The following is a 23,872-nucleotide window of genomic DNA, read 5'->3' as shown; positions in this document are numbered from 1 at the left end:
TGTTTATTGCACGGCGTAATTAATCTCTGCATCCTTGGCCAGAATGATATAGGCCTTAAAATCTGATATAACTTTTAATAGATGTGGTTCAAATGCAGGGATAGTCTGATATGCACCCGATGCTAATTCATACGTATCGCCTTTGTATACCAGTAAGGCTTCGCCCGTTTCCACAATCAAAAAGGCATCTGAGGTGGCACTATGCCGGGGCATATTCATACCGGCTGGAAACTCAATTTTTACTACCTTATAATGTTCGTTTTTTTCAATCTCTTGCATGGCTGTAAGTATTAAATAAGTGGCAGATTAATATAGAGTACTGTGCCTGATACTGCTATTTCTTTGTTTATATAACATTTCCTACCATTAAACAATTATTTTATCGCTGTTCTCGGCCATATTTCGCAGTCGGCTTAAAGACATATTCGACACAATACAGTGCAATCCATCGCTTCACGGATCTCTTTCTGCTTAACTATACAAAGATATGCAATAATAAATAATAAAAGAGTTTTATATCTTTTATTGCATTGATGTTATATTTAGTTGCTTTTAAATGATTGCCATAGGCTTTCGATTTAACGGAATGCACGTAAATTGAAAGGATAATATCTAAATTGCTTTTATAGTTCGTTCTTAAATGAGGCACCAGCACAAAACGCCGCATTAGTTTTAACAGGTAAAGCAGAAAACACCTCCTTTAACGGAGTTAATCCTCCCGCCGAAGATCCGATTGCTACTATAAAAAATCACAAGTCATTTAACCAGTGAATTTTAACCCTAATTTATTTAAAATAGCCAATAATTTATTATGGTTCTAACGTTACCGGTACTTGTTAAGAAATCTATAAATATCACATGAGTGCGGTTAAAAGGCTTTTTCAGTACTTAAAAGTCCTTTTAATCCGGAATAGGTCAATCAAGCTAATTACCAAAGAGGATTTTTTTGAAAAGTTAAAAAAAGAACTTGAAAACGATTCGCTTTTGGATTGACGTTATTTAACAAATATCCACGCATCTACAAAATGTCTTAAAAGCACCCCCTGTTTTCACCAAAGTTCATCAACAACAAGAAAACAAGGGGTGTTCTTCCGGGCTCCGGCTTTGCCGGAGCCCCCGGGCAATTTTCAAAACAAAGGAGATTGCTCCCCTTTGCAATAGGTTTAAAGAAAAATAATTTATGAAACTGCGTTAATGTTAATTACTTGTTCGTTATTATCTATTACGCTCTTTAGCATATTTGTAGCAAGGCTAATTTCAAAATCATCCACTTTAGTGACATTCAAGTTTAAAACATTAATCTCATCAAGCTGTTTAAGGCATTTTGATATAATTTTCAAAACCTTAAATATACGTATTTGCTGCTTAATTCTAATTAAATAATGGAATTGTTGTCAAACCGGAAGAGAATAATACAAATAATAGTGAATCAAATGGGCAGGCGATATCTATGTAATAATGCTAAAGTTTAATAAGCGTTCCCAGGAATTTGATTAAAATATTTTATTAAACAATTCCGTTAAATCCTTCTTTACAAGCCCATAGGGCGGAAGTATAGCAGGGTTAATTTGGTGCCCCAAACTATTTGCCCAGGCGGCTTTAATCTTACGGTCAATTTCGTCATTGATCAACTGTTCCATTCCCGTAAATTCAAGGTTTTTGAATTTCATTTTTTCATGAAAGGCGTTAACAACAACCGGCCAGTCCCAATCTGGCATATTATGGGACAAGTACCATATATCATAATAATCCCTGGGCGCTGTATAGGATCGTTGTATCAACGCCCGCAACTTCTCAGCCATGACTTCTTGTAAGTTGTAACAAGGTATCCCATCGGTTGCATTGGTTAGCTTGTCTGAATAGTCATGTGTAACAGGTCGCTCTATTACCGGGAACAGTAATTTTTCATATTGTATCATCTCGATTTTAATGCTGGTCGTCCATCGTTCCGGTGGCGGTACGGCCTGATCTTTAGAATGATCCGCTCCCCAAAACTTGACTATTGCCGCATAGCCCGTGGGGGTGTTCTTATGCCGTAGTTGGGTAAGCTGTTCAATATATAAGGGTAATTCCGTCCGTTCGGTAACTAATGTTGTGATCTCCGTCAGTAATGCCTTATCCAGTATGAAATCAGGACTGGTTACTGTAAAATCAAGATCCTCAGAAAACCGGTAATCATTGATGTAACACTTTCTCAAACAGGTTCCGCCTTTAAACACGATACTGTTTCTGCACCGATGTATGGAAAAAATGGCGTCTATAAAATGGCCTAATACCCAATCCTTATCAATGGTACTCCTGGAAACCAGGTGTTCTTTGGCTTTATTATCTATTTCTCTTTTTAGTATCACACTAATATTCCTTTTGGGCGATGCCCTCCAATTGTTGTCTGCTGATATTTAATCTTAATCTCCAGGCTGATACAAAGTCGCCTGTTTCGCTACCTAAAGGATCAACCAGGCTGTACTTTTCATTGACCTGCGTTTGGGCATAATCCACGAATGCACTAAGTGACTTCTTTTCAAAAAATCCAGCCAGAAAGCCGATACGCTTTGTTACCGCAATGTTTGCTGCTGCTCTGCAATAGGCGATCATTTTGTCGGCCTTTAAATCAGCCTGTACGAATGCCCGTAAAAGTTCAGCATAGCCACCGGAGTACTGTGGCTGGTCAAAACAATCAATGATCGTCTTTTCTACATCGGTTATGGGATACTTAAAATTTCCTTGTCCGTTCCACATAATTCCAATACGCTTTGTGGGAATAATCTTCACAAACTTATAGGAGGTGCCAAAAATAACTTTGTCCTCCTTTTCCTGGGTCGTCTGTATAAAGACGGTATTGGAAAACTGTTCCGTCAATCCATGTTGATTTAATGCCGACCAGTAGGCGACAGCGCTATTCGCTACTACAAATGTCCCGATCACGTTTTCATCAGTAAAATTCGGGCGGCAAAACTTACCGCGCTCAATCCTGGCCAGTAGCCCCTTGTGAACGAGATTTTCAAGCACTTCATTCAGGTTATCAAATTGTTGCTCAATTTGCTTTTCAATTTCATCAAACCTGAATAGCTGAATTTCATATTCATCCAGCAACTTCAGAAATGTCACCTGGGTTTCTGTTAAATTCTTCGATATATATACGCTGGTTGCCATTCTACCTCTTGTTCGGAGATAAGACCTAAAAATTGGGTCTTATCCTTGTTGTAAAGGTAATAACTATTTATCACAATTAAAAATTGAATAAATCATGTCTCCTATTGATGCTGTAAAGCTTAACTTTGCATTATCACAAAATATAAAAATAACCTCATAATTAGTACAAGGCTTGCACGATTATATCCGTATAGGTGAGCACTGAATTGTGTTAATTTTAACTATCGCAATTTCAGATATTTCATTAACATCAATTGTTTTTTGTGTACGGTAAGCAAGTCGATATTATCATTGATAAAATAATAGAGGCTACAAAAAAGGTTAGCCCAGCCCCCGTGGCCATTTCGACAATTCCGCTGTTTGACTTCATTGAAGCAACTAAAATGCCGATTACTAAAACATCCAACATTGCCCATTTGCTTAATAATGACACTATGAAATTTTTCTTTCCATTGGTCCTTGACATAAAAATATCGCACGACATTGCAATCATCTTTAATATTGGAATAAAAAAAGTGAAACAAAGCATAATCCAGTAAAGCTGTACTTCACCTTCAAGTTTTAAGTTTTAAGTTTTGCAATATCTGCAATAGCGAAAGATGTTCTTTAATTATCCAAAATTTAGTTGTTTGCAATAGTGGTATATTAATGCCTATCGCAAAGCAATAGACTAATAACGAGTGTGATCCTTCAAATGGTGGATCCGCTATGCCGACATTCTAAAGAATCCACGTAAAACTTTGGGTATTGAGTGACGCCGAAGATTTCAAGTCGGATTGCGGATGAATATTTAGGTTATATTTATATGGCTTTACTAAATGTGTTGACATTTTTGTGCTCCCGCCATAGCCGGGCATCAATGGCAACACAAATATTCCGGATAAAAGATCTGCCTTTTGAGGTCACGTGTATGTTTGTCCCATCTATCGTAACCAGGCCATCCGATTCCAATTCCTGCAAATGCAAAAGGGCGCTTTTGACAAAATCACTCTCCAGCCGTTCACTCTCCAGATTGGTCTTATCTTCACACATCAATTCAAGTATATTTTTTCGGATAATAGAATCCTCACTATTCAGTAAATGACCGTTTACCAAAGGTAATTTTCCTTGGCTGATTTTTTTTTCATAGACTTCGACTACTTTTTCGTTTTGTGCAAATGCGTCCCAGGAGTCGCTGATGCTTGAGACCCCGAGACCGACTATAAGTTTTGATTTCGTTGTCGTATAACCCATAAAATTACGATGCATATTCCCATTTTTGGCAGCAACAAAAAGCGTGTCACTCAATAATGCGAAGTGGTCCATTCCTATACTTTCAAATCCGGTTCCCTCCAGTAATTCCTTTCCTCTGTTATACATTGCCCATTTTTCTGAAGCTACCGGCAGATCTTCCTCGGTATAGTGTCTTTGCCCCTTACTTTTCCACGGGACGTGCGCATAAGAATAAAAGGCGATTCGATCTGGTTCAAGCGTCTTAACGAGCGAGACAGAAAGTTCTATACTTTTTATCGTTTGATGAGGAAGGCCATAAATCAAATCGACGTTTATACTATTGTAGTTGTATTTCCTTGCCCAGTCAACAACTTCCTTTGTTTTTTCAAAGGTCTGAATCCTGTTTATTGCAAACTGTACCTTAGGATCAAAATCCTGAATACCCAAACTGATCCGGTTGAAGCCAACTGTCGAAAGTTTTGCAATATGTTCTTCGGTTGTATAATTAGGATGTACTTCTACGCTGAATTCATGGTTGTCTTTTACAATAGCGTCAGCGGTAATGCCATTAATAAGTTGCACCAGGTTATCCGCACTAAAAAAAGTAGGCGTCCCACCTCCGAGGTGAATTTCTTTTATTACCGGAATCGTTGAAAATAAAGCACGATACATACCCCACTCTTTAAGGACGGCTGCAATGTAAGGGTCTTCGACGTGGTGATTTTTAGTGATCCGTTTGTTGCAGGCACAAAATGTGCACAAATTCTCACAAAATGGCAGGTGAACATACACGCACATTTCCCCATTTTCAGCTGTAAATGTGTTAACAACAGAATTCTTCCACTTTGCTTCATCTATCGTTGAAAAATCCCAATACGGAACAGTGGGGTAACTCGTGTACCTGGGCGATGGCACATCGTATTTGTGCAGTAAATCCAGAATGCTATTATTCATAGGGTATCTTTTATTAAAAAATACTTTGTACTTTATAAATCAGTCTACCCGCCATTGTGTGCTTGCATCAATTATCATGTATCTTGCCCTGTAAAGTATTTCAAGCAAATATCTCATTACTTCAGGTACAATCAAATTAAATAGCCTCAGCGAAATTTAGTGACTGTAATTTAATCTCTGCTTCAGCTAATTGCTGGTACATTTTATTAAGATATACCTCTGTCTGATCGTTAAGACGGGGAATCAGTTCTTTGTAATAGGCAATACCGTTTTGAAGTTGATTTTTAAAATTCAAAAAATATTTAGCCTTTTTATCACTTAAATCTTTAAAATGATTTTCAACATCCTTTTTAAGATAGTCTATATACAAGTTTAATTCATTGATAAACATATTCGGCCGTTCTATCCCAGAAAGCAGGTTAAATTTGCCATAAATGTGTTTTATTAGTTCGTCCAAAGAAAAGATGCCCGAAAAGTATGCAGTATTTGGTCCGGGGCAAATAGCGACTGCCTTATTCTCTTTGACTTGTAGCATATTGTTTTTTTGATATACAGAAGTGGTCAGGCCTTCACAAAGACAAGCTTTCTCAGTTATTTCGTCAAAACGAGTCTGGTAATCTGCTTCCTGGAGGTTATAGGACTTTAACTGGTCGATCTTCTTTTTTTGGTATTCGCGGGAAGCGGTACAGATTGGCATCGACGTAAACTCAGTATTAGAAACAAGATATTTTTTTTTACAGGGAGAACCCGGCCTGCCTTTTACAATGCGCTCAAGACGCAATTTCTCTGACGAAGAATTTCGAAAATTGTTAAAAGGAATCCCCAGCGGCGAAGCGTTGCTGAGATAAAACTCTTCTTTTTTTGCATTGACTAAATTCTGTAATGTTTCTTCATCTACATTTGTCGCTTCGGGAACTAACAGAAAAGGGCTCCCCCAACCTGTCGCATCCATTCCATAATAATTTAAAAGAAAACTATTTTCTTTTCCGGTACCAATTCCGCCCTGGACGCTGATCCTCATCGCAGGCTTATTAATAATTGACAATCCCTTCGCTTCAAGCCCCGACTGGTAGAGTTGAAAGAGTTCCTGAATCATCTCCTCGCGCTTTTGTTTAAATTCTTCAAGAATCGGACCTAATAAATACCCTTCAGTGGCAAAAGCATGACCTCCGCAGTTTAGTCCCGATTCAATTCTGAACTCTGACACCCAAATTCCTTTTTTCGCCAGGAATTTAGCTTGAATGAATGCCGAGCGGAAGTCGCTTACTTTTAAAATAACGTTCTTTTTGATTTTTTGATCACTATCCGGAAAAAAATCTTCAAAAGTTTCCAGATAACTGTACAGGCGGGGATTCATTCCGGCAGAAAGTATTAAAGATGTTCGCAGGTTACTTTGGGCAAAACCTCGCAAAGCAGACAAAGCATCGCTGAATTGATCACCTAAAGGACCTCCATCTTCATTTAAATTCAGCTTATCCACTTTGGACATGATATTTACATTAATAGCTCCTTTCTGCATGGCCCAGCGTAGCTCATTTTGCATTTTTTGCTTTCTTGTTTCATCCGGAACCTCCAGCATTTGATTATATGTCACTTTTAAAGAAGCTGTTTCAGGTAATAGCTCAAAATAACGGGTTATATCGCTGCCGGGTTCAAAAGGTTCCTGTTTTAAAGATGTGAACTGGCTGTCAACTATCTTTTCCATCAGATTCAGGTAAGCAGTGATCCGCCTGGCACGAAAATCGGGTTCTTTCTGATCGATCGGAATGAATGCTTCCCTATTTTTTTCAGTGTGGAATTTCCGCATTCTTTCTATCAGGATATCATCGACAACAGAAACTACTGATGAAATCCCATAGCGGGCTACTTTCAACGGTGTATCAATCGAAAATGCTAAGCCGAGTACTGGTATATGGAAGGTATGATTCATGAAGATTAAATTAAGTCGTAAAAAATATACTTTCAACGCAAAAAGGTCTTTTGTGCCTGTACGATGTCAAAGATTTTCGCCTTTTTTTGCCTCTTTAATAATAAAGGACAAAGTTATCCTTTTTTATTTAGATGAGTCACATTTTTTTACTATTTCCTAAATTCCTGGTAAATCTGACTGGCCGATGGCAATTAAATTTTACCAGGAGATTTTGAAGTACGAAGTGACGCATATCACTTACTGCGCTGATCATTGTCAATAATCAGGCTGATAACAATAGCTAATTTGCCGAAAGTTTTGAGTTTTAAAAAATGCCGAGAGTATCATTAAGGCATGGCTGATCTTAAAACAGGCAACTAAGTTAACCCATTACCCATCGGCAGATGCAAGTACAAAAAGAACCGCTGACTGAAAAAGGACAGACTGAAAGAGACGTATCCAACGTTCGTCAATTATTTCTTCAATTATTGCACAACTATCCGGATGGCGCAATAAGTATAATTGACAGAAATTACAATTTCATATTCACCGGAGGAGAATTACATAAACGCATGAATGTAGTTCCAAGCGAATTAATTGGTCATGAAATATATCCAAAATTTCCAGAAGAAGTCAGAAATGTAATCAGGAGGCAATTAAATACAGTTTTTCTGGGGAACAACATATTGGAGTTTGAGCTTCCTTATCCGATAAAAAGTAAGGTATACGTAATGGATGCTTTCCCATTGAAAGAGGAAGACGGATCTATTGTATATGCAGGCGTAATTTTTAGAAATATTTCTCATTTAAAATTGATTGAGAATGAGTTAAAACAATCGTTGGAAAAAGAAAGGGAACTTGGCGATTTGAAATCCCGGTTTCTAACCATGGCTTCCCATGAGTTCCGGACACCATTGAGCAATGTCTTGTTGTCAGCAAAGTTATTAAAAAAATATACTGCGGTTGATGCCCAGCCTAACAGGGATAAGCATATTAGCAGGATTGTGTCGTCTGTAAATTTAATTACGGACATTTTGAGCGACTTTCTGTCCGTTGAGAAAATAGAAAGCGGCGTAGTAGTTGTTAATCCGGAAAAACTGGACATAAAAGAATTTATCGGCATGATTATCAAAGAAATAAAAGCGGATCAGAAAAACGAGCAAGAAATTTTCTATCGGCATGCCGGTAAGAAATCAGTCGTACACGATCCTCTTTTGCTGAAACAAATTATTGTAAACCTTTTATCAAATGCTATCAAATTCTCTATCGGCAACTCGCCCGTGGAGGTCAGGACGGAATGGCTGAACAGCCGGTTGTCGATTTCAATAAAAGATTATGGGATCGGTATCCCGCCCGAATACCGCAAACATCTGTTTGAACGGTTTTACAGGGCTCCAAATGTAATAAATATAGGAGGCACGGGTTTAGGCCTGTATATTGTCAGCAAATATGTTGAATTAATGAATGGTACTATTCAATACACCAGTGAAGTACACAAGGGCACTCAATTTGTAATTACACTTTAGAAAGAGGAATTCAAGGTGCATGAACTGCACATTCCGAAGCAAATTCATATTCACCCCCTCTTCCATACCATGCTGTTGCCAAATCCTAAATGGCTATCCTTCATCTTTATGCTATCAAGAAAAATGGTAAATACTTCGCCTTTCATCGCCAGCGCGATCGGATGCTTTTTATGATAATCAACAGAAGCACTAAGTGCCAATGGGTGAAGGTGATGCAACACTTTTCCATGCAGCTGTATACCTTTTGTCATCAATTTGTTTAATTTATCCGGCAGCACGGTTCCCGCAATTACCGGGTTTTTAACCAATAGCGCAGAATGATATGCGTTAGGTGATGATTTGAAATACATCAATTTGTCATCCTGGTTAAATGCATAAAAACAATTGAAACAATAAGGGTTTCCCTCAGTATCTGTGCAGCAAATCGTTGCACACGTTTGTTGCTGGAAAAATCGAATGATATGCTCGTTCAGAATTTCATCATTCATAAGGTTTGCAGTGTTAATTGCTGATCTGTTATTTCTTCTATTATCTTCAATATTTCATCTGCCTGCTTTTTATCAAAATCCTGGTGCTGGCACTTGGCCACACCGAAACTGGTAAGTTCTATATGAGCGTCGGGCTCGATTGAATGATTACTCAAACAAGCTTTGGCGCAGGCCAGGGGGCAGCCATCGATAACTATAATTTTCCGTCCGGAATGCGCCGTTTGAACAAGTTTTTTGACGTTGCCGCCGACGCCTGCGATGCACGACATTTCTGCCGTTCCATTTCTATCCATTTGAACAGCAAGGTAATTTGACATTTGTGCCGCGCTGGAGCAACCGGAACAGGAATAAACAATTGGTTTCATTATTTCATTTGTATTCATAGTGCTTTATGATTAGTAAGATACCACCGGTTCTTCCTGGTTTTAGATTGGAGCTCCCACTTTAGGGTTAACTTTTTTCAATCCCCTTCTCCTGCTGATAACAAACCATGTAAGCGGAATTACACCGCCCAGGGTAAACAAAGCACCCCCGAACATTCGCAGCCAGGTAAGGTCTGAAATCCGGTACTCTCAATAAACGTATGGCTTCGCGCATACCAAAGCCCATGTTCGGTCACTGTTTTAAATTGCCAGATACCCGCCGGGAACAGATCAAGAAATACCATAAGCAGTAAACCTATATTTATAGACCAGAATGCTGTTTTGATCATGCGCGGTTTATGAAATTTCGTTTAGCCATAACATGAATTTTTGGTAAATATAATAATTAAGGACAAATTAATCCTTAATTATTATTAAATTAACTATTTTTGAAAAATAAAATTCTTGAAGTGCAAACGAAGATTAACCATGGCTTTATCATTCTAAATCCCATGTATTATTCATTGCTAATAGCAGGATGACCCGGATAAACTTTAACTAAACAGGGCCGGACACTATTCACGTGCAGGATTCATATTCTATTTGTACAATGATCAGGATCACAAAAATATTTCATTTTGAAATGGCCCATGCGCTGGACGGCTATAATGGCGCCTGCAGGAATATACACGGGCACTCTTATGAGTTACATGTGACCATTGCATCAGTCAAAGCAGAGGATGCTTATCTTCATTCTCCAGGATTTATAATTGATTTTAAGGAATTAAAAAAAATCATAAACCTGGCCATCATTGAAAAGTTTGATCATAAACTGTATTATCGCGGGCTTATCTGTCTAAATTCCCTGCTGTTATGTTACAGGAAAATATGGAAAATCTGGAAGTCGAGCCATCTGTAGAAAATTTGTTGCTCTTTTCAAGAAAAGCTATTTGTAAAATACTTCCGCCAGGGCTGTCCCTGCGGGGATTAAAGTTATATGAAACAAAAGATTCTTATGCTGAATGGTTAGCGGGTATAAATTGAGGCTATTTCCTGCTTTTATGTTTATTTTGCATTAAGCTTTGTTATTAAATTTTATAAAAGAAGATGTTTTCAAAAGCAACTGAATACGCACTCCGGGCAACTATTTATATATCCCAAAAAGGCACGGAGGAAAAAATGCTTGGGCTTGCTGAAATTGCAAAAGCGATTGATTCTCCCCAGTCTTTTACTGCGAAAATTCTCCAAAAGCTTAACAGGGATAATAAAATTATTAGTTCAGCCAGGGGCCCCAATGGCGGATTTTACATTACGGAGGAAATGAAAAAAATGCCCATTCGCAGTGTCCTGACAGCAATGAAAGAGGATGAAATCCTTGAAAAGTGCATTATCGGATTAGCTCAATGTTCAGAAAAAGAGCCCTGCCCAATGCATGCAAAATATAAATTCATAAAAGTCCAAACGATACAAATGTTTGATAGTATGACTATCCAATCTCTTGCCGATGAAATGAAAAAAGGAAATATGTTCATCTCAAATAGTTAACGTTAACTATCCTGTAATTTCCGCTCAATTTCCCAATTTAATAAATATTTAATCAGTTGTCGTTGGATTCTTTCAAAAAAGAATATAACTCAAAATATAATAAAAGATAAAAATATCTTTTATTATTAAACATCCAACTATCTTTATATCCGATTAAGGTTATAAACAAACAGGAATGTTTTATACTATTTACGATACTTGAATGAATAAGAAAGATATCAAAGACATAATGTCTATCCGGCTTTTTGTAGATGATTTTTATGGCAAAGTCCGCCAGGATGCAGTGCTGGGCCCGATCTTCGACGAGGCTATACAAGACAATTGGGGGCCACATCTCGAAAAAATGTATGCCTTTTGGAATGCCGCGCTGTTTGGCGTTCCCGGTTTCCGGGAAAACCCTTTTGCTAAACATGCGCCGCTAAAAATCGGTCCGGTGCATTTTGACCGCTGGCTGGAACTCTTTTCCAAAACAATCGACGAAAATTTTCTACAGATAAAAAGAATTACAAAGGGAAGTGGATATTCCGGAAGGCTTGACGAGGCTATTCCGTGCGCTTTGGAGCACCGAGTTGTGTAAGCAATTAAGAAAATCGCAATTAATAATCAATAAATTAATATGATCAAAGTGCTACGGAATTAACAGTTTGCTATTCCTGAACGAGATGATCAATGGCTCCGGAATGTCCAGGTAACGAAAGATACACAATAATCAATAATAAAAGAGTTTTATATCTTTTATTGCATTGGGGTTATATATACTATTTAGATTGATGGTAATTAACTTTTTTATTTAAATAAAGTCATCTCACCAGAGGTAATATGATAATAAACAGCCCAGGCGGCAAATGCGATTAAAAGAACAATAATCCAAAAAGGAATGCTTTTGGGCGTCTCACTGCCATGCAGCAAAAATGTTTTTTGATCTCCCTTGCTATAAGCATTGATCATTAACGGCAGGATACCATCAACCACTTCATCTTTTCTGATACCTTCAACTGCAATGGCAGGACCGTTACGCACGATAAAAGGGATGGTTTTGATGCCTTCTTTTCCTTTATGATCCTTACTGACAACCTTTAGCACATGTTTGCCATCTGTTAATTTTTTGGTATCCAGGTTAAAGGATACCGGAGCCGGAAATGTTCCGATGGGTTGGGGATCTTCGTCCATGAACAGTGTCACGATGCTTCTGTCTTCCATAACCTTAAGAATTTAAGATGATTTTTTTTATATCCTGATGCTCGGGGGTTTCGGGTTTTGCCAGGCATTTGATCAAAGCATACACCGAATATAAGGTGATCACCGTCATAATGCTTACAATAATATAATCCCAGTAACCGGTTGGGCCGGGGCCGTGGGTTATCCCTTGTAAAAATTTTGGTTGCTGCGCCTTACAAGCATCACAAGCAATTGCGGGTGCGTAGGCTGCTATCAATATCCCAATTGTAATGGACATAGTGATTAGACTTTTCATTTTGAGTTTCCTATTCTTTTCCATACTACTTAGCTATAGGTCCTGACTTAATCTGATTAAATAATTCCTTTATTTCTGTAAGGGTAATTTTTCGAGAATTATTACCCCAGCTACTGCGTTCATGATTGATGATGGCCAAAATTTCCTCTGGCTTCAGGTTATTGTTGGTTCCAACAGCCGGCATAATGCCGTAACCTTCACTAGCCCTTCCGTTATATCCCTTCATGATAACGGTGAGCTGTACTTTGGGATCTTTATCCAAAACAATCGGGCTACCTTTTAAGGGTGGAAAGGCTCCTTTCAACCCTTCTCCGTTTTCCTGGTGGCAGCTTTGACAATTGGTAGCATATAAAGCTGCCCCGTCTAATTCTGTATTCAGTTTACTGGTAGTTCCTGCCGGCTCCGTTTTCGATAAGGTCTTACCATATAGAAAAATTGGTGTTGGTTTGCCATCAGGAAGTTTATACTGCTTAAATGATTTGAGGTATGCGACCAATTGCAAAGCCTCTTTGGTTGCTACAATGTGGCCTGTTACCCCTTTACGGAACTGATCTGGAACATGAAGTTCCACATCATCCGGATAAGGATAATCCTTTACTTCAAACAACCAGGAATAGGCTGGCATAATAGATTGTTCAACTACTGATCTTGGATTATATAAGTGCAACAGGTGCCAATCCTGGCTGGGCTGGCGGTTACCAATGTTCATCAAATCCGGTCCTGTACGTTCTGAACCCAGGAGATTTGCTGTATTGCGCCAAACATCTGTTCTAACGTTCCTGGCATAATCGGCCGCAATGCTCGGGCGTGTGCCCCACATTTTATCCATATCTACATTTCTAACCTGCTGCGTATGACAAGCGATACAGCCTTCTCTTATAAATATACCCTTACCCGCTATTTCATCAGCGTTCAGCGCATGGCTTCCCGGAAGGGGCGCATTATTATCCTGTGAATTCAAAGCGGGCAGGATAGCAGCAAACATGGTTAAGACAATAAATAAAATTATGGCCGCTCCAAAAAGTCTTTTATGATTGTTATAAATATCCATCAGGTTATTGATTAGAGGTATTAGCCGGTAGTTTATTCAATTCTTCAAAAACGGTCTTTTGCAGATCTGTTTCTTCCCGGTTGGCAATCATGTAATAAAGATTATAGGCAAAGATCAGATGCGAGGCCCACATCAACGATCCGCCAATGGCCCGCCAAAGCCAATAGGGTGCCATAAGCACGACTGAATCAATAAATGGCTTACCATCTACCCAGGCTATCCCTTTTAGTGTACCACCGATCATTAAGGGGATCGTATAAAACATTAATCCGATAAGCGCCATCCAGAAATGAGCACCTACCCAGCCCTGACGCGGTTCTTTCCCGGTAAGGCGGGGTACCAGGGTGTATATAAATGCCCATAGCATAAAAGCGATGATACCATACATGGTAATGTGCGAATGGGCCGTGGTAAAATCGGTAAAATGCCAGTACAGATTCGTTGAACGGAAAGCCTCGGCGGTACCCTGAAAAGAACCGGTAAAGTAAAATATAATACCCACCAGGTAAAATGGTAACGTATAACTAGAACCTATTTTATTAAAGTTGCCCCGTAAGGTCATCAGGAAATTAGTTGTTCCGGCAAAAACAGGCACCAGCATGCCCATGCTCCCTATAATAGCGGTTGTTTGCAGCCACCAGGGAATAGCGCTGAAAATAAAATGGTGGGTACCAATCAAGGTGTAAAATAAAATTTGAGTCCAGAAAGCAAGGATACCCAGGCTATAAGAATAAATAGGCGTGTTTAATTGCTGTGGCAAAAAGTAATAGATCAATCCAAGGTTAAAAAGCATAAACCACATGCCTACGCCCTGGTGCATATAGTAACCCTGTGCTATACTTTCGCCCAGGCCGTTTTGCCAAAAGGGTAAATACCCCACAAGTGCAATTACAATAGTAAACATGGTGGCAGCTATGATGTACCAGTTGGAAATATAGATCTCCCTGGTTTTACGTCGTGCTACCGTTTGTAAGTAATTGATCAGCGTAATAACTATGCCAATAGCAAACAATAACATGATCGGCCAGATATACTCCCGGTATTCGCCGCCCCCATTATTTATGCCTGCCATCAGCGAAACGCTGCCTAAAATGACCGAGGTATTGATCAGGTATAAAGCATACCATCCTCTTTTCAAACTAGCCACAACCGTGTTGCTTACGGTTGAAACCACGTAATAACCCAACCCTATCATGGCCAGCGAGGACCAGCCCCAAAAAACCATATTGGTGTGCACGGGGCGTAAACGGCCAAAGCTTAGCCAGCTCACATGATCAACATCAGGGGCCACAAATTTTATCCCTAAATATTCGCCTACTGAAGTGCCTAATACCAGCCAAAAAGTTGCTGTCCCAATGTACCAAAGAATTAATCTGGTCAATGCAGGATCAATATCGGGTCTTTTAACAGCTTTCTTTTTCGGGGCGAGAAATCGCGGGCTGTTTACTTCGGCAATATTATGTAACAACCCTTTCTTATCTTCTGGCGCATCCGCTCCCCCCAACTCTGTATTACTTAATTCAAATTCGATGGCTTGTTTGCGTTTGGTAAGTTCATCGCTCATTGCCTCTAAATCCAATTCTTGTAAGGACTGTGCTAATTGCCTGGCATCATGCCTGGTTTTACCGGCTTTGATCCTTCTGGCCAGGTTGTTAACTTTTACAGCAACAAGGTATACGGCGATAAGGAGCGGAATAAGGATTAAAGTAACCGTGATCAGTACGCCCGGGTCCAACCAAACACTTGAACCCGCTTCAGCCGCTTGCGCAAACAATGGCGTAGCTGAAATGAGCAGCAGTAATAATAAGAAAGGTTTTTTCATTGTTTATTGTGATTTTCCGACAGACATTACTTGCTTCCGCATCGCCTGCTGACGGTTAATTAATTGATTAACTTGTTGGCTATCCAGATCTTTCAAATGGCTGTTGAGCCAATTTTTACCATCGGTATCAACATCATTGATGGTATCTTTTAAACGGTAACTATTTTTTAAAAGCCATAGCGCCAATAAGACCAGGATTAATAAACCTCCGGCTAATAATAGCATTACACCCCAGGATGAATCCTCCGTTTGGGATATCACAATTGTTTCTGCTCTGGCTTTTCCAAGCATCAGCGATATTAAAAGAATTGCACTAATAAATCGTTTCATTTTATTGATATTAATACCTTTTTATCCTTTTTATTTAAAAAAATTATCTTTTTAATGAATTGATCCCTAAAATCAATTCTTCGTTAAAGTCACCAATATTGGTTGTCCTTAATAAAGAATGAATTTCGTCGCGAATTGTTTTAAATTGATTGTGTAATGGACAGGGGTCCTTTTCAGAACATTCTTTCAAGCCCAAAGCGCAACCCACAAATATCCCGTTTCCATCCACAGCCTCTACAATCTCTGCAACAGGTCGTCTTAAGGTAATTTCATCTACAAAAAAACCGCCATTCGGACCTTTTGCTGACTGAACTAAACCTCTTTTGCTTAAGTCCTGCAATATTTTTGCTAAAAAATGTTCCGGTGAATCTATCCCTACGGCGATATCTTTGATACTTACCCGTCCGCCTTCAGAAGTTTTTTGCGAAATAAAGAATACGGCCCGGATAGCGTATTCGCACGTTTTTGAAAATAATCCCATTTAAAACAAAAGTAACTAACTATCTAATATATTAAAAGAGTTTTTTATCTTAATTTAAATAAACCATTATTCTTCGATACACATTTGTAAAAATTCAAATAATAAATCCGGCATATTTATAAACCGGATTTTAGGAGTAATGAAACCACATTTTCATTTTGTCATCCATCATGCCTTTTTTCATCGGCATTTCCATCATTGTGGCACTCATCATTACGCATTGGACTTCATCAACCAAATGATAACCCATCCATAAGGCTAAACGCTATATTACTTCTACAGATCAACACAGCTACTTTTTAAGCATTGAAGGTTAATAGGATTCAATTTGTAGATGGGCAGGAAGCTATGCTTTATTAAATGTGGTGATGGATGGGTACAGCATAACGAAGATCAATTGGACAACGCTACTATTATAACCATAGGAAAATGCATCGATGGTATTGGTTATCCACGCACCTCCAAAATATCTTAAAAGCACCCCATGTTTTCACCAAAGATCATCACACAATAGGAAAACAAGGGGTGTTCTTCCAGGCGGGCTACGCCCGCCGCCGGGCAATTTAAAATAAAGGGGATTGCTCCCCCTTTTAATAGGTTTAAGGAAAATGATCTATGTAACAGGGTTTATGATTATCGTCTGCTGGTTATTGTCCATTACGCTCTTTAGCATATTTGTCGCAAGGCTAATTTCAAAATCATCCACCTTGGTCACTTTTAAATTCAGATTGTTTATTTCATCAAGCTGTTTAAGGCATTTTGATGTGATTTTCAAAACCTTAAAATCTGTTTTATCTGCTAAAATACTCATGCTATAAAAATTAAAGGGGGATCGCTCGCCCTTGGTTATCAATTATAAATCAGCGCCTCGCCTCCGTGCTTTACAAAATCGCTACAAAGGTTAAAAGTAGTTTGCGCCCGTTGCTTGGCAGTTCCATCCATAATAGATTTAAACTTGGCTTCATCACTTTTAAAATTGCGCACATTCTGAAAATAGCCCGTTACCGCATTGTATGCACCAAATACCGTTCCGGCTGTTGTTTCTAATTGTTGGGTAGGACTTGCTAAAGCGTATTCATACACATGATCTACGATGTTTGTATAATGGGTGGATAACAGTTCGGTTTTACCTTCGGATAAGTTTGTCAATACCTCCTTATTAGGTGCCATAGCAATCTGTATTAATTTTTTCACTTCGGTATCGGTGATTCGTGCCTTCGCCCATTGATTAAATAACCCCTCCATTTCACCCGCTAAAACATGACTAATCCCCATAAGCGTATGCGCCTGTTTTAAACGCTCCCCTGCTGATGCGGTATGACGTATTTTAATGGCGTTGCTATTGCTCTGCATGGCTGCGTTTAGCGTGTTGTTGCAAACTATCCTTATCGGGGTAAAAGCGGCTGTAATGCTCCCTAAACCATCGTGTGAGGTGGTTAAAAACAGGTATTGCTCAATCATATCCTTTCTGCCTACTTTGATATAATCGGGTAGCTTAGCGGTTATAAATACCCGTTCGCCATTGCCTAACGCCCCCGCTGTTTCGTATAAAATGCCCTCGCCACCGCCTACGATAGCATCAAAAAAAGAAAAAGCATCCCGGTTTTGTACCACTTCATAATCATTGCCCACTACACCCAAAACCTGTTCCGTGTCGGCCCGAACGGTCGCAAAGAAATTTGGTACTTCTATTTCCGGCATCGCATCGGGATTGCCCCAAACATGGTTATTGGTATCATAAGTAAACAAAGGGCGTTTTTCAACGATATAATCCAGTCCTGCGTGTTGTATCGCTTCGCTACTGGTTGGGTAACGGTCTATGACCTGCCCGAGGTTGTGCCAGGCTTTTTCTTTTACGCTCATAAAGCTGTCTTTGCCTGTTTTCTGATTGAAATTTATTTGATGTGCCATGATAATTTAATTTTAATGGGTTTTAGTTTTTAATTGCATAATCTCTGTTTTCAAAACCTTGACGTTTTTGGTACTACTTACATTTAATTCCGTTTTGGATTGCAGTTCTTGTATAGCATCGTGTATGTTTTTATGGGTGGTTTTGATGGTTATTTTCAGAAGCAAAAAGATTGTATCTTCCATCGCCTTAATTTTGACAGGTGTTTATAAAATCGTTTAACTCTAATTGAAACCTTACCGGGTTTTCAATTGCTAACTGTTGTGCATAACCATCCCAAAATATTTGGTTGGTTAATTCGATAAATAACTCTAACATTGTATTAGATTTTAAGATTAGAAATGTCTTAAATAACGCCCCCTGTACGCTGATACAAGGGGCGTTTCCCATTTAATTAAGCAGGAATAATGATACCTGCTTCAATCTGCGCCAGTTTGTCTATACAAAGGGCGTTCACATACTGCGTTACATGAAAAATGATTACAGGGTTTTTAGTGCTAAAGCTTTTGCCCTTATCATCTTCAATGGTCAGTTCACAACGGGAATAGTTAGTTGTCCCGCTTTCTTCGGCTTCATCCTTTTGGTTAACCTCAAAAGCTTCCAAATTTTGGATAGTTTCCAATAATTTATCCCGTTGCACCTTACGGCGGTGCAGTTCTTCCACCAATTTTAATGTGCTCTCTAAATTCAAAACAGGTTTTACAGGTTCAGCTTTAACTTCTGCTTTTGGCTCGGCTTTAACCTCTGCCTTTGGTTCTTCTTTCAGTTCGGATTTTTCGGGTTGCCCGTTAACGTGAGCGAGTTTGTTATCCACTGTAGCGGGGCTATCGCTCTTAATTTCGGCGTTGTGGGTTGCCTCAACTTCCGGCGTTTGGGCAGGTGCTTGATCGTTAACTTTTTCATCTTTTGCTTCGTTACGGGTCAGGTTCGAGCGGTTTTGAATTTTGTTGGTTGCTTCGTTTGCTTTTGCGGTTGCACCTTGTACACCGTTTGCATTTCTTTCTGCTGTTTTCATTTTTTACTGCTTTTAAAGGGTTAAAAATTTATTTTTTTGTTCCCTCTTTTCCCGAAGACTTTCCTAAAAAGCTATTTTTCAAAAGAAAAAACGGAAAAAAAGAAAGCAATTAAAAGGTGCCCGCAGCAGGCAAAAGGAAACGGAATAAGTCCCGCAGGGTGAATTGGCGAGGGACGAGCTAATTCATTATGCCGTAGTCTTTTGTGGATATTTTAGAAGTCTTGAGGCAATGCGGGCAAAACCTTAGCTGCCTTTTTCTCCGTTTCGATTGGAAAATAGCTACTTAAAGTGTCTGATCTTTTAGCAATAAATTAAGTACAGAGTAAAGGCAAGCGCAGCTTTTCCCGGCGTAATGAAATGGAGCGGGTAAACAAGTGAGGTCCTGAATGATGCTCTTAATTGCACCTTCCGGCAGGTTACCGAAGCGGATGCTTTTGCAGCATAGCGAAAATGCAGTAGCAGAATATTTAGACAGGCGATCTTTTAAAATCCCCTGTCAAGGATAGCAGCGGCATCCTTTCAGAGAAAGATATAGCGTATAGCCTGGCCGCAGGGACAGCATAAAAACAAATCAGAAAGCATTAATAATTAAAAATCCCTAATCATGCCATCTTTAACATTTATTTGCAATTTAAAGAGGCTATCAAAGTCACCTTATTTGACATATAATATAGTAAGTAGAATAAAACGTTGTTACATTTGTATTTAGACCTGAAGTAACCCTCAACCTATAATCTCCATCGAACAATGGCATCAAAAGAATTTCCGGTTATTGCTCCGTATGTACTTGAAGGTATTTCTATGAAAGTTGGCGATATAATGACTGGAAGCGAGATTAATAAATATTTAAACGATTGCTTGATAAGCAATCCGACACCTGACAATACAAAGTGGAAACGTTTGTATAATGCATTTTCATACATCCAGCATAAAACAAACAGATCAAACGATATATTGAGATTTATTCAAGTCGCACTGCACCCCGCAAGATTTTTGGGCGATAGAAAAGATCAGTTTAATAGTTTTAGGGTTGAGGTGAATCAATTGTTATCTTTTATAGAATTAGAATATGGCGATGATGCTGTTTTTCGACCAGTACAAAAATCAAAAACAATTAATGATGCAGAAAATAGAGCGTCAACGCTTATCAATAAACTTAAAGATAGAAATGTTCATGATGATATTTTTAAATTTTGTAAAGCTGAATTGCTGGTTGATAACTATTTTCATGCTGTCTTTGAAGCCACAAAAAGCGTAGCTGACAAATTGAGAGCATTATCCGATGTTAACAAAGACGGAGGTGAATTAATCGACGAATGCTTTGCTGTAAAAAACCCTATAATTATTATTAACAACTTTACTTCAGAAACAGAAATTAGTGAACATAAAGGATTTGCAAATCTTTTAAAAGGCTTTTTTGGAATGTTCAGAAATACAGTGGCTCATTCGCCTAAAATTTCATGGGAAATAACGGAAGCGGATGCATTGGATATTATGACAATCGGTTCACTCTGCTTAAGAAAACTTGACAAAGCTCATAAAATAAGGTAAGCACTAAATCCAATTCAACAAATGTATTCGATATCTAAGCAAGTTAAATATGAAGTTTTCAAAACTATAATCCAACAACCAAACCCTTTTGGTGGCGATGACGATTCCGAAAAATTAGTTGAATTTCTAAATGGAATATGGGATTTGCATACAATGCCCTCAACTGATTCAAGATACGATAATGCCTATGAAGATGCAATAAAACACTTAGTAAATAACAGCGATTGGGACTACGACCAAACGTTTATTCATCGATTCAAATTAGTTGAAGACAACGATTCATTCGAGAAATTTATAACAAGATTACTGCTTCCTGAATTTCGAAAAGACCAAATGGAAATCTACGTTATTATTCAATTGATTAATTCGATTTTAGAAACGGAAGGATATAAGGTCGTAAAAAGTGATTACAATAACAACGCTACCGCTATTTATTCTATCCAGCCAACCCAAGAAGTAAGTAATTTACCAATTGGAATAAAACGGAATAACATTCCATTTCATTTAATAAAGGTTCCAAATGGGCGGTCCGACCGTATGAATTCCCACCCTACACCAGATGTTTTTCCATCTTTTTCTTTGGTTTTTAACCCCGGCTGGAACGATTATGATTTTAAAAGTGAATTTTCGCTTTTCTATTATAAATCTAAAAATGATTGTAAAAATATTGGTATGGTCAAAATAATGACATCCGATGAGACAACAACGTTAGATAACATTCCCGACATCTTTACCATGCTTAGCGATAATTTTTGTTCGGTCGGTCAAAATGCTCAATACTATAAAAATTTAAATCAAAGCTTAGGTCTTGAGTTGGAAAGTGTCCTTTTTGCTATCAAAGATGCAGCGTTTTTCCCCGAAATTCATGAAAGGTTTGAAAGAAAGAAGTATTTTATTAATTCATTAATTAGGCACGATGCCGTTGAAAGAAATTTAAGAACGATTAAATACGAATTAAACGGGCATGACCTTTCAAACTTATACAAGTTTCAATATAAGTTCACGCCCAATTTTTCAACCACACCAGCCGATGTCGATTTTAATTTCAATAACAACAAAGAGTTGCCAAATAGAATTTATGCGTTAATTGGGAAAAACGGTACCGGGAAGACTCAATTTATGACATCGTTGCCAATGCATATTTCTAACAACAATGCTGAATTATTTAAACCACTCGTACCTATTTTTAGCAAGGTAATTGCCGTTTCATATAGTGCGTTTGATAATTATCAAATCCCATTAAAAACTGCTTCATTCAATTATGTTTATTGCGGAGTAAGAGACTCCAATAATGAATTGCTTTCTGATGCTGCACTAACTATCCGTTTTGAAGACACTTTGTCAAGAATTATACAAAGAGAAAGGATAGACCAATGGAGATCAATTTTGTTAAATTTTATTCAGGATGATATTATAGACCTTTTTTTAACAAAGAAAACAGGTAGGATTGTGGTCGAAAAAGGAAATAACTTTGATTTTAATTTAGCTGAATTCTTAAAAATAAAAAGTGTGCTAAGCTCCGGCCAAAAAATCATTTTTTATATTATATCAGAAATTATCTCTCATATACGCTTTGATTCTTTAATACTTTATGACGAACCGGAAACACATTTACATCCAAATGCTATAACGGAATTGATGAATACGATTTATGAACTTGTAGATGAGTTTGAATCCTATTGTATTATAGCTACCCATTCACCGCTGATAATTCGTGAGTTAATGTCTAAAAATGTTTTCATTATTGAGAAAAACGGAAATATTCCATCAATTAGAAGAATTGGAATAGAGTCGTTTGGTGAAAACTTGACTATTTTAACAGATGAGGTTTTTGGAAACAAAAGCGTTCCAAAGCAATATAAAAAAATTGTTCAAGAGTTGGTTCAGGAAGGTAAAACCTATGAAGATATAATCACGCTTTTAGAATTTGATGAAATGCCATTGAGTCTTAATATTCGCTTGTATATTAAAAGTTTAATAAATAATCAAAATGCGTAATCTTAAACACTTCGATGAGAATGCGTTGAATTTCCATGACAACATTGTCAAGCGAAAGAAAAATACTGTCAAAGACCCCGATTTAAAAACCCGCCTGACTTTATTACGAGAAAACGTTAAGGGTCAATTTGAAACCTTCGATACAAAATTCAGCTTAAATAAATTACAGCACTTGACTAGCTTTAATTTTGACGAAAAAGAAAAAATAGATCTTCTTAAACTGTATAATTATCAAAGTAGTGTGATTCAGGCTTTAAAGACGAAAATTACGACAACTGAAACGAATAGAATAATCGCTACTTGTCAAAATTGCACTTTAAGTGAGATTAATTCCTTTGACCATCTTCTACCAAAAGCGGAATTTAGTGAATTTGTTGTTCACCCGAAAAACCTTTTCCCAAGTTGCACAATTTGTAATGGTTACAAAAGCAAGGCGTGGTTAAAAGACGGATCACGTATGTTTTTAAACTTATATTTGGATGAATTACCTAAAGAGCAATTTCTTTTTGTAGACATTATAATAAATAAAGACCTCATTGAAACTAAATTCTATTTAGATAACCATGTAGGAATTGATAAAGACTTATTTGATATCATTCAAAGCCACTACGCTAACCTATCACTTTTCAAAAGGTTTAGTGAGAATAGCGATATAGTTATCTCTCCATTAAGGAACAATATTGAATCCTATATTGGAAAACTTCGATTGAGGAAATTGTCCTTTCTGGGATTGAGAGATTGGAAAAAGATAAAATAGCATTTGGCTTTAATTATTGGAAGAGTATTTTAGAATCAGCATTGCTAAAGAACACCGATTTTATAAATACATTTCGTTAATCTATCTAACTCAAAAATTGGGTATGAATATACAGGGTTAGGTTAGGCCCGGTAGCCCACATTAATAAAAAAACACGTATTTTAAATTGTGAGTGCTTTTTATTGGCTATTTCAAAAACATTCCTAATTCTATAGCTATTACTTTCCATAGCTATTTGAAAATCTATTAATCAATTTAATAGCCATTATCTTTAATTGTAAGTTAAGTAAAAAATTACTTATTTTTACCTAATTTATTTATGTCTCCCAGGGAGA

26 protein-coding genes are annotated in these 23,872 nt (G+C 37.9%); 7 read left to right on the top strand and 19 right to left on the bottom strand.

Translation table 11 applies throughout. The features are described 5' to 3' along the window. Window positions 1-3 precede the first annotated feature (3 nt). From ACYVJ6_RS05570 to ACYVJ6_RS05545, 6 genes are all read right to left on the bottom strand, one after another. Window positions 4-279: a cupin domain-containing protein gene (locus ACYVJ6_RS05570; protein ID WP_460693038.1), complete on the bottom strand. Its 276-nt coding sequence runs from the start codon at window positions 277-279 to the stop codon at window positions 4-6. Between the two features lie 1,214 nt (window positions 280-1,493). Next, window positions 1,494-2,351, bottom strand: a complete 858-nt coding sequence (locus ACYVJ6_RS05565; RefSeq protein WP_460693037.1) for a nucleotidyl transferase AbiEii/AbiGii toxin family protein — start codon at window positions 2,349-2,351, stop codon at window positions 1,494-1,496. Window position 2,352: 1 nt separating this feature from the next. After that, complete coding sequence (locus tag ACYVJ6_RS05560; protein WP_460693036.1) at window positions 2,353-3,153, bottom strand: type IV toxin-antitoxin system AbiEi family antitoxin domain-containing protein; 801 nt, start codon at window positions 3,151-3,153, stop codon at window positions 2,353-2,355. A 250-nt stretch (window positions 3,154-3,403) separates the two neighbouring features. Further along, complete coding sequence (locus ACYVJ6_RS05555; protein WP_460693035.1) at window positions 3,404-3,682, bottom strand: paraquat-inducible protein A; 279 nt, start codon at window positions 3,680-3,682, stop codon at window positions 3,404-3,406. A 272-nt stretch (window positions 3,683-3,954) separates the two neighbouring features. Then, window positions 3,955-5,319, bottom strand: a complete 1,365-nt coding sequence (hemN, locus tag ACYVJ6_RS05550) for an oxygen-independent coproporphyrinogen III oxidase (RefSeq protein WP_460693034.1) — start codon at window positions 5,317-5,319, stop codon at window positions 3,955-3,957. 136 nt (window positions 5,320-5,455) lie between these two features. After that, window positions 5,456-7,249: a hypothetical protein gene (locus tag ACYVJ6_RS05545; protein WP_460693033.1), complete on the bottom strand. Its 1,794-nt coding sequence runs from the start codon at window positions 7,247-7,249 to the stop codon at window positions 5,456-5,458. A gap of 383 nt (window positions 7,250-7,632) precedes the next feature. On the opposite strand from ACYVJ6_RS05545, the gene ACYVJ6_RS05540 reads away from it, so the two are divergent. After that, on the top strand, window positions 7,633-8,754 hold the full coding sequence (locus tag ACYVJ6_RS05540) for a PAS domain-containing sensor histidine kinase (RefSeq protein ID WP_460693032.1): 1,122 nt from the start codon (window positions 7,633-7,635) through the stop codon (window positions 8,752-8,754). Between the two features lie 50 nt (window positions 8,755-8,804). Here the strand turns inward: ACYVJ6_RS05540 and ACYVJ6_RS05535 are convergent, their stop codons facing one another. Further along, window positions 8,805-9,242: a hypothetical protein gene (locus ACYVJ6_RS05535; protein WP_460693031.1), complete on the bottom strand. Its 438-nt coding sequence runs from the start codon at window positions 9,240-9,242 to the stop codon at window positions 8,805-8,807. Beyond that, window positions 9,239-9,625 (bottom strand): putative zinc-binding protein, encoded by a 387-nt coding sequence (locus tag ACYVJ6_RS05530; protein ID WP_460693030.1) that lies wholly within the window; start codon window positions 9,623-9,625, stop codon window positions 9,239-9,241. The genes ACYVJ6_RS05535 and ACYVJ6_RS05530 overlap by 4 nt, the downstream gene beginning before the upstream one ends. 589 nt (window positions 9,626-10,214) lie before the next feature. Here ACYVJ6_RS05530 and ACYVJ6_RS05525 point away from each other — a divergent pair. The 3 genes from ACYVJ6_RS05525 (at window position 10,215) to ACYVJ6_RS05515 (ending at window position 11,726) form a co-directional block, all read left to right on the top strand. Further along, window positions 10,215-10,523: a 6-pyruvoyl trahydropterin synthase family protein gene (locus ACYVJ6_RS05525; protein WP_460693029.1), complete on the top strand. Its 309-nt coding sequence runs from the start codon at window positions 10,215-10,217 to the stop codon at window positions 10,521-10,523. A 188-nt stretch (window positions 10,524-10,711) separates the two neighbouring features. Next, window positions 10,712-11,149 (top strand): RrF2 family transcriptional regulator, encoded by a 438-nt coding sequence (locus ACYVJ6_RS05520; RefSeq protein WP_460693028.1) that lies wholly within the window; start codon window positions 10,712-10,714, stop codon window positions 11,147-11,149. 202 nt (window positions 11,150-11,351) lie between these two features. Further along, window positions 11,352-11,726, top strand: coding sequence for a group III truncated hemoglobin (locus ACYVJ6_RS05515; RefSeq protein ID WP_460693027.1), 375 nt, complete (start codon window positions 11,352-11,354; stop codon window positions 11,724-11,726). 209 nt (window positions 11,727-11,935) lie between these two features. Here the strand turns inward: ACYVJ6_RS05515 and ACYVJ6_RS05510 are convergent, their stop codons facing one another. The 11 genes from ACYVJ6_RS05510 to ACYVJ6_RS05460 form a co-directional block, all read right to left on the bottom strand. Beyond that, complete coding sequence (locus ACYVJ6_RS05510; RefSeq protein ID WP_460693026.1) at window positions 11,936-12,349, bottom strand: cytochrome C; 414 nt, start codon at window positions 12,347-12,349, stop codon at window positions 11,936-11,938. Between the two features lie 4 nt (window positions 12,350-12,353). Continuing rightward, window positions 12,354-12,605, bottom strand: coding sequence for a hypothetical protein (locus ACYVJ6_RS05505; RefSeq protein ID WP_460693025.1), 252 nt, complete (start codon window positions 12,603-12,605; stop codon window positions 12,354-12,356). Between the two features lie 43 nt (window positions 12,606-12,648). Beyond that, window positions 12,649-13,674: a cbb3-type cytochrome c oxidase subunit II gene (locus ACYVJ6_RS05500; protein ID WP_460693024.1), complete on the bottom strand. Its 1,026-nt coding sequence runs from the start codon at window positions 13,672-13,674 to the stop codon at window positions 12,649-12,651. Between the two features lie 4 nt (window positions 13,675-13,678). Further along, the gene (locus tag ACYVJ6_RS05495) at window positions 13,679-15,496 is read right to left on the bottom strand and encodes a cbb3-type cytochrome c oxidase subunit I (RefSeq protein WP_460693023.1); all 1,818 of its coding nucleotides are present in this window, start codon (window positions 15,494-15,496) and stop codon (window positions 13,679-13,681) included. A gap of 3 nt (window positions 15,497-15,499) precedes the next feature. Beyond that, window positions 15,500-15,826 carry a hypothetical protein gene (locus ACYVJ6_RS05490; RefSeq protein ID WP_460693022.1) on the bottom strand — a complete coding sequence of 109 codons (327 nt, stop codon included), beginning with the start codon at window positions 15,824-15,826 and terminating at the stop codon, window positions 15,500-15,502. A gap of 43 nt (window positions 15,827-15,869) precedes the next feature. Then, window positions 15,870-16,307, bottom strand: a complete 438-nt coding sequence (locus ACYVJ6_RS05485) for an RrF2 family transcriptional regulator (RefSeq protein WP_460693021.1) — start codon at window positions 16,305-16,307, stop codon at window positions 15,870-15,872. A gap of 613 nt (window positions 16,308-16,920) precedes the next feature. Beyond that, the gene (locus ACYVJ6_RS05480; RefSeq protein WP_460693020.1) at window positions 16,921-17,118 is read right to left on the bottom strand and encodes a hypothetical protein; all 198 of its coding nucleotides are present in this window, start codon (window positions 17,116-17,118) and stop codon (window positions 16,921-16,923) included. 38 nt (window positions 17,119-17,156) lie between these two features. Next, window positions 17,157-18,218, bottom strand: a complete 1,062-nt coding sequence (locus ACYVJ6_RS05475) for a DUF932 domain-containing protein (protein ID WP_460693019.1) — start codon at window positions 18,216-18,218, stop codon at window positions 17,157-17,159. Between the two features lie 12 nt (window positions 18,219-18,230). Next, window positions 18,231-18,401 (bottom strand): hypothetical protein, encoded by a 171-nt coding sequence (locus ACYVJ6_RS05470; RefSeq protein ID WP_460693018.1) that lies wholly within the window; start codon window positions 18,399-18,401, stop codon window positions 18,231-18,233. A 4-nt stretch (window positions 18,402-18,405) separates the two neighbouring features. Beyond that, window positions 18,406-18,534, bottom strand: coding sequence for a hypothetical protein (locus ACYVJ6_RS05465; protein ID WP_460693017.1), 129 nt, complete (start codon window positions 18,532-18,534; stop codon window positions 18,406-18,408). 76 nt (window positions 18,535-18,610) lie between these two features. Then, window positions 18,611-19,231 carry a hypothetical protein gene (locus ACYVJ6_RS05460; RefSeq protein WP_460693016.1) on the bottom strand — a complete coding sequence of 207 codons (621 nt, stop codon included), beginning with the start codon at window positions 19,229-19,231 and terminating at the stop codon, window positions 18,611-18,613. Between the two features lie 747 nt (window positions 19,232-19,978). On the opposite strand from ACYVJ6_RS05460, the gene ACYVJ6_RS05455 reads away from it, so the two are divergent. Genes ACYVJ6_RS05455 through ACYVJ6_RS05445 form a run of 3 tightly spaced genes read left to right on the top strand, consistent with a single transcriptional unit; the run spans window position 19,979 to window position 23,537 of the window. Then, complete coding sequence (locus ACYVJ6_RS05455) at window positions 19,979-20,782, top strand: TIGR02391 family protein (RefSeq protein ID WP_460693015.1); 804 nt, start codon at window positions 19,979-19,981, stop codon at window positions 20,780-20,782. Between the two features lie 21 nt (window positions 20,783-20,803). Continuing rightward, a complete protein-coding gene (locus tag ACYVJ6_RS05450) occupies window positions 20,804-22,780 on the top strand; it encodes an AbiJ-related protein (protein ID WP_460693014.1) in 1,977 nt (658 codons plus the stop codon). After that, window positions 22,773-23,537 (top strand): hypothetical protein, encoded by a 765-nt coding sequence (locus ACYVJ6_RS05445; protein WP_460693013.1) that lies wholly within the window; start codon window positions 22,773-22,775, stop codon window positions 23,535-23,537. Before ACYVJ6_RS05450 ends, ACYVJ6_RS05445 begins: the two co-directional genes overlap by 8 nt. Window positions 23,538-23,872: the final 335 nt, after the last annotated feature.

It is taken from the genome of Mucilaginibacter puniceus (genome assembly GCF_054783175.1).
The sequence above is the reverse complement of the archived record's forward strand: the minus strand, read 5'-3'. Positions and strand labels throughout refer to the sequence as shown.